Raw genomic sequence first — 13,070 nt, forward strand, 5'->3', positions numbered from 1 at the left:
AGACGCAGGCTCACACCGGTGTCGTCGTGCGCGATGCGACTGATGGGCGACGACAGCGACACCTTCACGCCGTCCAGCGCATCCTCGACGAGCGGCGTGAGATCGTCGCGCGCACCCTCCAGCGCGGTCTCCTCCGTGGTCGCGGGGAGCACCGGGGGGAACCAGCTGGACAGCTGCGCGGCATCCGCTCCGGTCGTCGTCGCGAGGAAGGCGAGCAGCGCCGCGGTCGACGGGTCTTCAGGATCTCCGCCGGCTTCGACGATCGCCTCCGACAGGGCGACGTCGGCGTCGGCCGTCTGCGCCTTCTCGACGGCGGCCTGCAGCGGCTGGGCGTCGACCGGTTCGATCTCGCCCTCGGGGCCGAGCCACTGCGCGCCGGCGAGATCGACCACGCCGATGTCCCACGACCTCATGCGCCGACGCAGGTCGACGTCGGCTTCGCCGAACAGCCAGGCGCCGAGCTGCACCGGCATCGGCCACGCGTCATCGGTGACCGAGTGCACCCGGCCGCCGATGCGGTCGCGCGCCTCGAACACCGTGACCTCGAGGTCGGCAGCGACGAGTCGGGCGGCGGCAGTCGCCCCGGCGAGGCCTGCTCCGATCACGGCGACCCGCTCACCGGACTCAGCCTGGTCCTCGACCTCATCCGCGGCACGAGCGCCGGAGCGGATCGCTCCCCGCATCGTGCCGGGGTCGTCGACGTCGGTCGCCTCGCCCGCGAAGAACACGCGGTCGCCGATCGGGCGGGCGAGCTGCTCGCGGGTCTCGGCGAGCACGCCGACCGGGGTGAAGCTCACCGCGCCGTAGGAGAACGGGTCGGTCGTCCAGGAGCTGCGCCTGCTGCCGGCCGGCTGCGGAACGCCCGGCTGCGGCTGCGGCTCACGGGTCGGAGTGGGGGTCGGCGTCGGTTCGGGATCGGGGGTGCAGGACGCCAGCAGCACCGAGACGGCGCCGACTCCGGCGCCCATGAGCAGAGTGCGGCGCGTGATCCTCATCGTGTCGCCACTTTATCCCGGCGCGGGGGTGGGGGCGACAGCATCCGCGGTGCGTGGCTTGGTCGGCTGGCGTGCACAACTCCTCCAGAACGTCGCGCGAGAGGCCGCGCATCCGCGAAAAACCGGCCGACCCGCTGTGGGATCGGCCGGTTCTTGCGGAGTTGTGCACGCTCAGACGGCGAGCAGCTCCTTCTCGAGCCGGTCGTACGACGCTTCCATGCCGTCGGCCATGCCGGTGGCGAGGATCATGTCACGCGTCTCCTTGTCGGGGTACTCGATGTAGAGCGTGATGAGGGTCGCGCCGTCTTCCTCATAGAGGTTCAGGTCGTTGAGGGTCTCGACCGGCATCCCGACCATCCGCTCGGTCTGCACCGACCGTCGCGGGGCGTCGATCAGCAGCGCCTCGCCCTCGAAGCCGAACGGCTGTCCCTCGGTGTCGCCGATCGGCGCCCACGAGGTGCGGTAGGTCTGGCCGACCTCGGTCGCGACGACGCACTCCGTCATCTCCCAGCCTTCGGGTCCGAGCAGCCACTGCTTCATCAGCTCGGGCTCGTTGTGGGCACGCCACACCAGCTCGCGCGGTCCCTCGACGAGGCGCGTGATGCGCACGTGCACGTCGTCGAGCAGCTCGACATTGGTGCCCTTGCCCTGGGCGTAGTCACGGAGGTCCTGCAGCACGACGTCGAGCTGCGACATCGCGAGCTTGAGGCCCTCGACCTGCCCCATCGACACGACCTGCTCGATCGCGTCGACCGAGGCGAAGTGGCTCGTGGTCACCATGCGGGTGCCGCCGGCGGTGGACTCGAACTCGAACGACATCCGCTGCGCGGGGAAGTCCTCGAGCGGCTTGCCGTCTTCGTCGACGAACGAGTCGAGCACCTCGAACCGGTGCGGAGCCTCGATGGCGAGGAACTCCCACGATCCCGAGGAGCGCTCGCCCCGCGGGCCGTTCATCGTGTACTGGGCGCGCCCGCCGACGGTGTGGTCCCAGGCGCCGAAGGTGGCCGGCCATCCGGGAGGACCCCAGAAGCGCTCGAGCTGCCGCGGGTCGCTGTAGGCGCTCCAGACCCGCTCGACCGGTGCCGCGAACTCGGCGACGACCGTCATGGTCAGGTTCTCGGTATCGGTGATGACGTCGGTGACAGGCATGTCAGTCCTCTTCCTTGGGTTCGTTCTGCGGAGGTGCCGGCTCGGCCAGCAGGTCGTCGAGTCGGGCGATGCGCGACCGCCACAGCTCTTCGTATCGGGCGAGGAGCGCCCTGGCGCGGGCGATCATCTCGGGGTTCGCGCGGACGAGCCGCTCGCGTCCCTCGGCGCGCTTGACGATGAGGTTCGCGGCTTCGAGCACGGCGACGTGCTTCTGCACCGCGGCGAACGACATCTCGTATTCGGAGGCGAGGGTCGAGACGGACTGCTCCCGCTCGATCGTCCGGCGCAGGATGTCACGCCGGGTCGACGTCGCCAATGCGTGGAACACACGGTCGACCTCCGCTTCGCTGAGTTCTCTTTGTACAACCATTTGGTTGTAGATTATGGCGAAGCGGATGCCGTGTCAAGAGGTTTCCTGGCGCGCTGGCCCCGTCTACGACTCGGCGAGCCAGGCGCGGATGACCCCGATCAGCGCATCGCGATCTTCTGCGCGCTCGGCGGCGGGGGGGACGGGCAGGCTGGCTCGGATGTCGGAGTGCCAGATGAGCCGCCGCTGAGGGTCGCCGGAGAACGTGGGCGGTGCGTTCTTCGCTTCTGCGCGGTCGGTGCCGAAGTGCAGGATGAGCCGCACCGGCCCTCTGCCGGCGGCGTTGACCGTCAGCCGATCGACACCGTTCAGCGTGTAGTTGGGCGAGTTCCACTTGATGGTCTCGCCGACGCCCGGTTCGGCCTCGAACACGAGCGCCTGGAGCCACTCGACTTCCGCTCGCCTTTCGGGCGGCTGCGCGTCAAGGAACTCGGCGACCGTCGCGAACTGTGTGGGCATGGGTGATCTTATCGAGCCACCCCCGCGCGCACGAGTGCCTTGTGAACGGCGATCACGATGCCGCCGATCGCCAGCTCGCCGCCGATGCGCGCGGCGAACGTGGCGATGAGCACAGGAGGCACCAGGTGCTCCGGCGAGAAGACCGGAAGCGCGACGAGGAAGAGCACGGCGCCGGTCGCGGCCGCAGCCAGAAGGATGCGGCCGCTCGGCGTCGACTTCTCCCGCCGCAGGGGCAGCGACAGGTCGAACGCCAGCCCGGCCAGCAGCATCGGCACGGCGGCGAGGGGACCGATCGGAGAGATCGCCGAAGTGAGGAGACCCGTCACGAATGCCGTGAAGGTCGCCATTCCGGGGGTGCGGGTGACGACGCGGGCGAGGAACGGCATGAGGGTATGGATGCCGGCGACCAGCGCGTACGCCGGCGGCGAGGAGACCGCGAGCACCGACGTCAGCGGCACGACGGCGACGAACAGCAAGGACTGCACGGCGCCGAACGCGGCACTCACCAGGAGTGCGCTCGTACGAACTCGTCTCGGCGTCTCGACTCGGGCGTCTTTCACTCGTCGATCCTAAGTCTCGGAAACTCCGGCCCCGCGCGGGCCTCCCCCGTCAGACCGACGGCAGGCTTGCTGCGCGCCGATCCTCACCCGATCGCTGCACACGTCGCAGCGTCAGGATGAAGACGACACTCGCGACGACACCCGAGCCCAGCCCATAGAACGCGTAGAGGGGGAAGAGCCAGGCTCCGACGATGAGCCCGATGATCGTCCACGCGAGCGCGGGTCCCGCGAACGCGAGCAGGGCGCCCGGCCAGCTCGACAGCTGCGGCCCGCTGCGGAGCCAGACGGTGCTCGCCAGCACGAAGAGCGTGGTCAGCGCCGCGAGGACCAGCGCCCAGCCCAGTGCGGGAAGCACTCGCTCGCCCCAGTCCTGCGGGTTCATCGCGGCGACGAAGACGTTGGTCGCCACCGCGTTCGCGACCACGCCCATAACGGCCACCGCCGCCAGCGCCTTCCCGTATGCAGAAGCCCGCATCGTTCGCCTCAGCTCTCCGAGGTCGACGGCTGGTCTTCGTCCGACAGTGTGTGCCAGGTCTCGAAGGTCAGGTCCGCGGCCCCCTCGACGTCGCCGTCGGCCAGCAGGGCGACGAGCTGCTCGTGGCGCTCGAACGACGCCTGCCCGTCCTCCGCGAAACGCATCCGCTCCGCACGCCGCACGACGGGGCCGAACTGTTCCAGCACCATCACGATGGCATCATTGCCGAGCACCGTCACCGGGACGCGATGGAACTCCTCGTCGGCATCCATCGCTGCCGGGATGGATTCCGCAGCCAGTGCCTTCGCGAAGCGCCGGTTCGCGTCTCTCATGCGTTCGAGGTAGCTGTCGGTGGGGACTCCTGCCATCCCCCGGACCGCCAGCACGTGCATCGATCCCACGACGTCCCGGGCATCGCGGACCGCCTTGGCGTCGATCGCGCTCACCGTCGTGGACCGGCCCGGCCTGGCGACCACCAGTCCGCTCGCGCCCAGCCTCAGTAACGCTTCACGCACGGGCGTACGGCTCACGCCGAGCCACTCGGCGAGATCCGCATCCTTCAACTGCTCCCCGGGGAGGAACGTGCAGTCGACGATGGCATCGCGCAATCGACGGAAGACGTCGTCACGGAGGAGTGTTCGGTCCACTCCTGAGGTCTGCTGCGGAATCGGCATGCAATACATTGCGCACGATCGCATCCGGGGGGCAAGTCGACACGCCTATTGCGTTCGAAATCCAATGTGCAATATATTGCGTATCACGAGCGTTACACCTGGACAACAACCCTCACCCGGGCTCGCGCAGAGCCGAAACTGAAAGGAAGAGCCATGAACACCACCGCTGAGATCACGAACGTCGTCCTCGTCCACGGAGCCTTCGCGGACGGAACCGGCTGGCGCCGGGTGTACGACCTTCTCACCGCCCGCGGCTACCGCGTCTCGATCGTGCAGAACCCGCTCACCTCCTTCGCCGACGACGTCGCCGCGACCACCCGCGTCCTCGACGCTCAGGACGGCCCGGCCATCCTCGTCGGCCACTCCTGGGGCGGCACGGTCATCACCGAGGCCGGTGTGCACCCGAAGGTCGCCGGGCTGGTCTACGTGTCCGCTCTGATTCCGGACGTCGGGGAGACCAGCGGGCAGCAGTACGAGGGCTTCGCCGCCACACCCGAGTTCGTCGTCGACATCGACGACGACGGCTTCGGTCGCCTCAACCGCGACGCCTTCCACCCGGGATTCGCCGCCGACCTGAGCGAGGCCGACGCCCTGTTCCTGGCCGACAGTCAGGTGCCGGTGAACATGGCCGTGTTCGGCGAGGCCGTCACCCAGGCCGCATGGCGCGGCACGCCGAGCTGGGCCGTCATCGCGACCGAGGACAAGGCCTTCGACCAGGCGATGCTGCAGCACATGGCCAGCCGCATCGGCGCCGACATCACCAACGTCTCCGGCAGCCACGCCCTGTTCATCTCGCAGGCCGAGACCGTCGCCGACGTGATCGCCTCCGCCGCAGGTTCGGCATCCTCCGCCACTTCGGCGGCAGCCGTGGCCGCAGCTCGCTGACGATCGCGATCCGCCGGGGTCAGCATCCATCGAGATGGTGGATGCTGACCCCGGGCGCGTCATGGAGGAGGGCGATTCCGCCGCGTCTCCGGCGGAGCTCGATCAGCCGGCCGGATACACCGCGACGCTCTCCGGGCGCTGCTTCGCCGCGAGGACGATCGCGAGGATGCCGAGGCCCAGAGTGCCGGCGAGCGACGCGAGCGATCCGAGCATCCGGAAGAGGTCGGCGAAGCCTTGGATGTTCTCCGGCCGTTCGGTGACGAAGATGATCTGCGGTATCGCCCAGGTCACCGCGTAGAGGCCGAGCACCCACATCGGCGCCCACCGCCAGGGTCGCGGAAGGTCCTCGTTGCGCCCGATCTGCGCGGCGGCCACGAGAGCAGCAGCAGCGGGGACGAGCAGCGAGACATATCCGTAGACGTTCCAGGCGGCGTCGTCGGCCGTGGGCTCGAGGGCCCGCGTGATCGCGAACGCGGCGAGGGCCCAGAGGGCCAGGAGCGTCAGCGCGGCCACCCCGAGCGGCCTGCGTCCGACGACACTCGCATCACGCGAGAGCCCGAACGCGAACAGCAGGATCGACGCTGCGAACACCACGGCGGAGCCCGCGCGGACGGCATCCGATCCGACGGACGCGTTGAGGCCGGGCTGCACCGTTTCGACCACCCCGCAGAGGATGAGGCCGACGCCGCCGTAGGTCCAGGTTCTCTGTCGGCTTCGCCTGCTCATCCCCCCAGACTAGGTGCCCGATCCCTCCGGCCGACCCGCCTCCTTGTGCGTGAGCCGCCCCCTTGAGTGCGTCACTCAAGGGGGCGGCTCGCGCAAAGAGGGGCGGCTCGACAGAAGGTGGCGAGCAACAAGCAGCGACGCGATCAGGCCAGGCGGTCGAGCCTCATCGTGGCGGTCGCGCTGTGCGCGGCCATGCCCTCCGAGTCGGAGATGACCTGCACGGCGTTCGCCAGTTCGGGCGTGGCCTCACGGCTGATGCGCTGGTACGTCAGCGGCTTGAGGAAGCGCGACACCGAGAGGCCGGCGCTGTGCTTCGCGCCACCCGCGGTGGGCAGCACGTGGTTGGTGCCCGCCATCCCCTTGTCGGAGTAGGCGACGGTGCTCCACGGGCCGAGGAAGATCGAACCGTAGTTGCGCAGGGTCTCGTGGTACCAGTCGTCATCGGCGGTGAGCAGCTCGAGGTGCTCGGGCGCGAGGTCGTCCATCAGCGCGGCCGCGGTCTCGCGGTCCTTCGCGACGGTGACCGTGCCGTAGTCGCGCCAGGCTGCTCCGGCGATCTCGGCGGTGGCGAGCGTCTCGAGCTGACGGTCGATCGCTTCGATCACGGCCTTGCCGTGCTCCTCGGAGGTCGTGATCAGCGCGGCCGGCGAGTTCGGGCCGTGCTCCGCCTGGCCGAGCAGGTCGGCGGCGACGAGCTCGGGGTCGGCGGTCTCGTCCGAGATGACCGCGACCTCGCTGGGGCCGGCGAGCAGGTCGATCGTGACCGTGCCGAACAGCTGGCGCTTGGCCTCGGCGACGAACGCGTTGCCCGCGCCGACGAGCATGTCGACGGGCAGGTCGCCGAGCAGACCGTAGGCCATCGCGGCGAGCGCCTGCACACCGCCGATGACGAAGACGCGGTCGACGCCCGAGAGGTGCGCGGCGTAGACGACCGCGTCGTTCGCGCCGCCGTCGGGCTGCGGGGGCGTGCACGCGATGACGGTCGGGACGCCGGCGGCCTTGGCCACGCCGACGGTCATGAACGCGCTCGCGGTCAGGGGGAAGCGGCCGGCCGGGAGGTAGGCGCCGACGCGCGAGACCGGGATGTACTTGGCGCCGGTCACGATGCCGGGCACGAACTCCGTCTCGAAGTCGGTGAGGTGCTCGCGCGAGGCGCGGGCGAAGGCCTGGGTGCGCTCGGCGCCCAACTCGATCGCGGCGCGGAGGTCGGGCGCGAGGCGGTCGCCGCTCGTCGCGATCTGCTCGGCGGTGAGCTCGAGGTCGCTGCCCTGGTAGTTGTCGAGCTTGCGCGCGTAGTCGAGCACGGCGTCGAGCCCGCGCTCGCGGATGTCGGCGAGCATGTTCGTGACGGTCTCGATGACGGCGGGATCGCGCTGCGCGGCCGGTGCGTCGATGAGCGGGGTCTTGAGGTGGTGGAACGCGCCTTCGTAGTGCGCGAGGACGGGAGAGGAGTAACGCATGCAGGAAGGCTAGATCGATACGAACCATTCGACAAGCCTGATGGTCCGAGACCATTCATCGGGTTTACCATTGGCTGTGACCATCACCCAGCTGACCGCCTTCCTCGCCGCTCTCGAGCACGGCTCCTTCACCGCCGCCGCCACGAATCTGACCATGACGCAGGCATCCGTCTCCGAGCTCGTCGCCCGCCTGGAACGCGAACTCGGCGTCACCCTCTTCACCCGCGGAAGCCGCCGCCTCGTACCGACGGCCGCCGCCCTCGAACTCCGCCCGCACGCGACCCAGGCGGTGAGCGCGGTGCAGAACGGCATCGACACCATCCAGGCGCTGACCTCCCTCGACCGCGGAACCTGCACGTTCGGCGTGCTCCGCAACGCGGCCTACTACGCCCTCGCGGATCTCGCCGAGACGTTCCACCACCGGCACCCGAACGTGCGGCTGCGCCTGGTCGGCATCAACTCCGCCCACGTCGCGCGCTCGATCGCGAGCGGCGAGCTCGAGGCCGGACTCCTGGTGCTGCCCGTCGACGAAGAAGGGCTCGAGGTGCGGCCGCTCTTTCGCGACGAGGTGCTCTACGCCTCGGCCACCCGCCCGAGCGACAGCGCCCCCGTCACGATCGAGGACGTCGCCGAGGCGAAGCTCGTGCTGTACGACGCATTCGCCGGATGGGACGACCCGACCCGCCGCCAGCTGCTCGAGCGCGCACGCCTGCGCGGACTGTCGATCGAGCCGGCCGTCGAGGTCGAGAACGTCGAGACGGCGCTGAGCCTGGTCGCGGCGGGCGCGGCAGACACCATCGTGTCGCGATCGATCGCGGAGTCGGAGGGCTTCCCCTCCGGCATCCGCACCTTCCCCTTCGCCGAGCCGATGCACGACACGATCGCGCTCGTGCAGCGGGAGGGGATGCTGCTGTCGCCGGCGACCCAGCGCCTGGCCGAGCTGGCGGAGCGGATGCTGCGCGAGAGAGTACCCGAGCACCAGGGGCGCACCGCGCTCGGGGGCTGAGTCCCTTCGACAGGCTCAGGGACCCAGTCCGGCTCAGGGACCGGGATCGTTTGACTCAGTACAGGTCGCCCCGCCGGTCGTCGAACAGGTGGTTGTGCGGGGGTAGCGACTTCTCGCGTACGGCGGCGAGCGAGAGCACGGCCGTCGCGCCCATCACGGTCCGGAACGCGACGATCCAGCCCTGCTCGTCGATGATGGCGGTGCCGTCGGTCCAGTCCACGCCGCGCTCGGAGCCCCAGCGGTCGGCGATGACGACCGGCAGCCTCGACGAGCGGGCGGAGGCCATGGCCTGGATCAGTTCCGGCGCGTGTTCACCCTCGGGCCGCGACACGAGCGGCCAGTTGACCGGCAGCGCGAGTACGTCGGCTCCGGCGAGCGCGAGCCGCCGCGGAACCTCCGGGAACTCGTTGTCGTAGCAGATCGCGACGCCGAGCCGCCCGAACGAGGTGTCGACCACGAGCCCGGCCTCGGTGCCGTGATCGAAGACCAGCTTCTCGGCGCCCCAGAGGTGCGACTTGCGGTAGTCGGCGATCCGCGCCTCATGCGTCAGCACGGCGGCCGTGTTGAAGAGCTGCGCGCCGGCGATCTCGGCATACCCGACGACGACCACCGCATCCTCGGGAATCACCTCCCGCACGGCATCCCATCGCGAGTCATCCCGCGTGATCGCCGCCGCCTCGGCCTCCGCGCGATCGGCGAACACGTAGCCGCTGACGGCGAGTTCCGGCAGCACGATCAGCCGGGCGTCGCGGCGAGCCGCGGCGGTGATCGCCTCCCGGATGCGGGCGAGATTCCCGTCGACGTCGCCGAGGACGATCTCGGGCGACAGCGCGGCCACGCGCAGTTCATCGGATGCTGCAGTCATGTCCTTGATTCTCCTCCGGATACGCCGAAGCGCGAGGGGCCGACAGCCCCTCGCGCTTCGTCGGTCTCAGTCGTCTTCGGTCGCGGTGACCATCACGCCGAGCGGCGCGAGGTATCCGTTCGGGTCGATCGTCCAGTCGGCCGCGGCAGCCGCCTCGACGACCTCCGGGGCCCACTCGAGGTAGACGCGGTCGTCGCCGCCGTTGATCACGAGCACCGTGCCGGAGCCGGTCTCATCGCCCTCGACGCAGCGGTACGAGCGCCACGCGCCCTCGGGCACGGAGAACGCGTCACCGGCGCCGAGGTTGACGGTCGTCGTGGAGTCATCGTTGAGCGTGACCTCCCAGCGACCGGTCTTGAACAGCAGCGCCTGCGTCTTGTCGTGGCGGTGACGGAGCACGCCCTGACCCGCCTCGGCCTTGACCCACGCGAGGTTGAACGAGTGGGGCTCGTGCACGTTCGGCACCTGGCGGCGGTTCTCGCTCATGCCGTAGCCGATCGCGGTGGCGAGCTCGACGCGGCCGCCGTCGACGGCGGCGCACAGCAGCGCGGCCTTCGAGTACTTGCGGTCGCCCGGCTGGATGACGCGCGAGCGCATGTCCTCGACCGTGTACTCGGTCAGCTCGTCGATGTAGTGCTGCTTCATCGGCGTGATGAGCGCCACATCGTCAGGGAGCACGTCACCGGCGACCGTGTCGATCAGCTGGTTGTCGGCCGTGAGGTGCAGGCCGTACGACTCTGCCTCGCGGAGCACCGAGGGGCCCCAGATGATGCCGCCGTTGTCGTCGCGACCGAGCACCGTGTAGAGGATGCCCTCGTCCGGTCCCTCGTTCGTGAAGCCGCGGAAGATCCACGTGGGAATGGTCACGATGTCGCCGTCGTGGCTGATGTATTCGCCCTGCTTGCCGTCGACGCCCCACCGCAGGCGGAACTCGCCTCCGAGGTTGATGAAGACCTCGGCGGTGAAGTGCAGGTGCAGGTTGTTCGAGATGCCGTTGGGCATGCCGGCCGCGCCGGTGTTGAACCCGTGGTTCTCCTCGAGGTTCACGTACTGGTTCGCGTTCTGCGAGACACCCGCGCCGATGAACGCGTAGTTCTCCTTGCGGTCGGAACCGGGGGTGCGGCAGTCGATGAATGCCGAGTTGCAGGGGACCCAGTCCGTGCGGCGGATCGTCCGTCGTTCGATCTCGGCCGTGTCGACGGTGACCTGTCGGTCGTCGACGATGACGTCAGTCATTTCTTCTTCTCCTTGTTCGTCGATCAGTCGTTGATCAGTAGATGTTGGTGGGGCCGACCGGCTCGTCGCCGCGCATGCCGGCGATCTGTGCCCGGAGGGCGATGTCGTCCCACAGGCGCACCTCCTTGACGAGGGCGCCGTTGTGGAAGGTGAACTGCGAGATGCCGAGCACGTCGACGGGCTTGCCGGTGAGCGGACCGTAGTTCGGCTTGCCGTTGTAGTCGCCGACGAACTTCCACGTCACCGCGACCCGGAGGCCGGCGTAGCGCACGTCGTAGTTGGTCTGGATGTCGCGGATCTCGAACTGCCCGCCGGGGAACGACTCGAGGAAGTGCAGCAGAGCGCGGCGGTAGCCCTCGGGACGGATGATGACCTTGTTGCCGATGGTCTGGAGCACGAGGTCGCGGTGGAAGTACTTCTCCACCTTCTGCAGGTCGCGGTCGTTCCAGATGGTCTGGATCATGTCGATGACCGTCTCGACCTCGGAGCGGTGATCGTCGGGGCGAACACCCGAGTCGCCCTTCGCGATGACGTCGGAGGGAGCGGGTTCGGTCCAGGAGCCCGTGTAACCGCGGAAGGCCTGTGCCCGCGCGAGCTCGTCGACGTCGGCGCCGAGCTCCAGTGCGCTGGCGAGGGAGTCGCGGACGACCCACTCCTCGACCATGCGGCCCTTGCGGTACAGGCAGTTGGCGATCGTGTAGCTGTGGGTCGAGCCCTGCAGGTAACCGGAGAGCACGAGGTGCGAGCTGAGGAACGCGTCGTCTCCGCGCGCCTCCCAGATCACGTCGGCGGCCTGGCCGGTGCGGTCGGGGGTCGACGAGATGCGCATGAGCGTGCCCTCGATGACCTCGTCGCGGGTCGTGGAGGTGCCGTAGGCGCCGTGCACGATGGAATCCGGTTCGTAGTTCTCACGGATGTAGTGGATCGACCGATCCACCCAGATCAGGTCGGTGACTTCACGGATGAAGTCATCGGGGTCCTTGTACGGCAGGTAGGCGACCGGATCGAGAGGCACGCTGTTTCACTCCTTAGAAGATGAGTCCGCGCTTCATCGGTGATCGCGGGCTTCTTTCGCCAGTGTATGCGTATGCACAAATGAGTGCAAGAGACACTTTGAGGACACACGGGTGTCCCCGGACGGATGCCGCGTCAGCCGGCGTGCGCGGCGGCGAGGCTGCGCCGCGGCACGAACGCCGACACGAAGCGCGTGTTCTCGATCGGCGCCGTGCGGTCCTCGATGCGCCGCACGATGAGGTCGGCGGCGGCCGCCGCCATGCCGGCGATGTCGTAGCCGACCGTGGCGAGATCGACGATCGGCCAGGCCGCCTCGGGGAGATCGTCGAAGCCGATGACCGAGAGATCTTCCGGCACGCGCAGTCCCGCCCTATGCGCGGCGTTCAGCACGCCGTAGGCGACAACATCATTGCCGCAGAACAGCAGCGTCGGGCGATCTTCGCCCTGCAGGAGAGCGGATGCCGCGGCCTCGCCCTCGTCGGCGCTGTACGGCACCCGACGGGTGTCGGCTTCGGCGAGCGACAGGCCGTGCGAGACCAAGGCGGCGCGCAGTGCGGCCTCGCGGGCCTGCGCCGTGCTCGTGTTACTGGGGCCGAGGACGGCGCCGATGCGGCGGTGCCCCAGCTCGACGGCACGATCCACGGCCTGCTGATAGCCGGGCACCGGATCGACCACGGTCGCGTCGGCCTCGATCAGCGACCCGGTCCGGTTGAAGTACACGAACGGCAGGCCGCGGTCCTTGAGGCGCAGGGGAGCCGCCGATTCCACGGTCGTCGTCGCGAGGATCAGTCCGTCGAGCCCGTTGGCGAGCAGCCGCTCCACGATGGTGTCGTTGTCGGCGGTCTCGGTGTGCAACATGAGCTGGTAGCCGAGTGCCTCGAGCTCGCGATGGACCGGCGCGATGATGTGCGAGTAGAACTGGTTGTCGAGGTCGGTCAGCAGCAGGCCGATGCGGCGCGTGCGCCCCGAGGACAGCGCCCGGCCGGCCTCGCTCGGCACATACCCGAGCAGCTGCGCCGCTTCTCGGACGCGCACCTTGGTGGCCTCGGACACGCGGGAATCGTCGCGGAGCGCCCGGGAGACCGTCGGCTGCGACACCCCCGCCAGACGTGCGACATCGCGACTCGTGACGACCATGTGACGCCTTTCCCTCAACGGGGGAATCCTAACGCGCTTGACGCATCTGTGCATACGCGGTC

14 protein-coding genes and 1 pseudogene are annotated in these 13,070 nt (G+C 69.1%); 2 read left to right on the forward strand and 13 right to left on the reverse strand.

Going from position 1 to position 13,070, the window contains the following annotated elements; genetic code table 11:
• Positions 1–8: 8 nt before the first annotated feature.
• The 7 genes and pseudogenes from QFZ21_RS10905 to QFZ21_RS10935 all read right to left on the reverse strand — a co-directional run.
• A pseudogene (locus QFZ21_RS10905) lies at positions 9–995 on the reverse strand (FAD-dependent oxidoreductase); the annotation flags it as partial.
• 171 nt (positions 996–1,166) lie between these two features.
• Positions 1,167–2,144 carry an SRPBCC family protein gene (locus QFZ21_RS10910; protein ID WP_307377782.1) on the reverse strand — a complete coding sequence of 326 codons (978 nt, stop codon included), beginning with the start codon at positions 2,142–2,144 and terminating at the stop codon, positions 1,167–1,169.
• 1 nt (position 2,145) lies between these two features.
• Positions 2,146–2,514 carry a helix-turn-helix transcriptional regulator gene (locus QFZ21_RS10915; protein ID WP_307377784.1) on the reverse strand — a complete coding sequence of 123 codons (369 nt, stop codon included), beginning with the start codon at positions 2,512–2,514 and terminating at the stop codon, positions 2,146–2,148.
• A gap of 63 nt (positions 2,515–2,577) precedes the next feature.
• Positions 2,578–2,970 (reverse strand): DUF1801 domain-containing protein, encoded by a 393-nt coding sequence (locus QFZ21_RS10920; RefSeq protein ID WP_307377786.1) that lies wholly within the window; start codon positions 2,968–2,970, stop codon positions 2,578–2,580.
• A gap of 8 nt (positions 2,971–2,978) precedes the next feature.
• The gene (locus QFZ21_RS10925) at positions 2,979–3,530 is read right to left on the reverse strand and encodes an ECF transporter S component (RefSeq protein WP_307377787.1); all 552 of its coding nucleotides are present in this window, start codon (positions 3,528–3,530) and stop codon (positions 2,979–2,981) included.
• A gap of 49 nt (positions 3,531–3,579) precedes the next feature.
• Entirely contained in the window at positions 3,580–4,005 is a 426-nt protein-coding gene (locus tag QFZ21_RS10930) for a hypothetical protein (RefSeq protein WP_307377789.1), read from the reverse strand.
• A gap of 8 nt (positions 4,006–4,013) precedes the next feature.
• Positions 4,014–4,652, reverse strand: coding sequence for a GntR family transcriptional regulator (locus tag QFZ21_RS10935; RefSeq protein ID WP_307377790.1), 639 nt, complete (start codon positions 4,650–4,652; stop codon positions 4,014–4,016).
• A 180-nt stretch (positions 4,653–4,832) separates the two neighbouring features.
• On the opposite strand from QFZ21_RS10935, the gene QFZ21_RS10940 reads away from it, so the two are divergent.
• The gene (locus QFZ21_RS10940) at positions 4,833–5,564 is read left to right on the forward strand and encodes an alpha/beta fold hydrolase (protein ID WP_307377791.1); all 732 of its coding nucleotides are present in this window, start codon (positions 4,833–4,835) and stop codon (positions 5,562–5,564) included.
• A gap of 102 nt (positions 5,565–5,666) precedes the next feature.
• Here QFZ21_RS10940 and QFZ21_RS10945 read toward each other — a convergent pair whose 3' ends face one another.
• Positions 5,667–6,290, reverse strand: a complete 624-nt coding sequence (locus QFZ21_RS10945; protein ID WP_307377794.1) for a hypothetical protein — start codon at positions 6,288–6,290, stop codon at positions 5,667–5,669.
• A 143-nt stretch (positions 6,291–6,433) separates the two neighbouring features.
• Positions 6,434–7,750 (reverse strand): histidinol dehydrogenase, encoded by a 1,317-nt coding sequence (hisD, locus tag QFZ21_RS10950; RefSeq protein WP_307377796.1) that lies wholly within the window; start codon positions 7,748–7,750, stop codon positions 6,434–6,436.
• Between the two features lie 76 nt (positions 7,751–7,826).
• Here hisD and QFZ21_RS10955 point away from each other — a divergent pair, with 76 nt between their 5' ends.
• Positions 7,827–8,756 (forward strand): LysR family transcriptional regulator, encoded by a 930-nt coding sequence (locus QFZ21_RS10955; protein WP_307377798.1) that lies wholly within the window; start codon positions 7,827–7,829, stop codon positions 8,754–8,756.
• Between the two features lie 55 nt (positions 8,757–8,811).
• Here the strand turns inward: QFZ21_RS10955 and QFZ21_RS10960 are convergent, their stop codons facing one another.
• From QFZ21_RS10960 to QFZ21_RS10975, 4 genes are all read right to left on the reverse strand, one after another.
• Positions 8,812–9,621: a nitrilase-related carbon-nitrogen hydrolase gene (locus QFZ21_RS10960; RefSeq protein WP_307377799.1), complete on the reverse strand. Its 810-nt coding sequence runs from the start codon at positions 9,619–9,621 to the stop codon at positions 8,812–8,814.
• A 66-nt stretch (positions 9,622–9,687) separates the two neighbouring features.
• Positions 9,688–10,857: a cupin domain-containing protein gene (locus QFZ21_RS10965; protein WP_307377801.1), complete on the reverse strand. Its 1,170-nt coding sequence runs from the start codon at positions 10,855–10,857 to the stop codon at positions 9,688–9,690.
• A 34-nt stretch (positions 10,858–10,891) separates the two neighbouring features.
• Positions 10,892–11,872: an ester cyclase gene (locus tag QFZ21_RS10970; RefSeq protein WP_307377803.1), complete on the reverse strand. Its 981-nt coding sequence runs from the start codon at positions 11,870–11,872 to the stop codon at positions 10,892–10,894.
• A gap of 134 nt (positions 11,873–12,006) precedes the next feature.
• Positions 12,007–13,008 carry a LacI family DNA-binding transcriptional regulator gene (locus tag QFZ21_RS10975; protein WP_307377805.1) on the reverse strand — a complete coding sequence of 334 codons (1,002 nt, stop codon included), beginning with the start codon at positions 13,006–13,008 and terminating at the stop codon, positions 12,007–12,009.
• Positions 13,009–13,070 lie beyond the last annotated feature (62 nt).

The sequence above is a fragment of the Microbacterium sp. W4I20 genome, from assembly GCF_030816505.1.
In the GTDB taxonomy this organism is placed as follows: Bacteria; Actinomycetota; Actinomycetes; order Actinomycetales; family Microbacteriaceae; genus Microbacterium.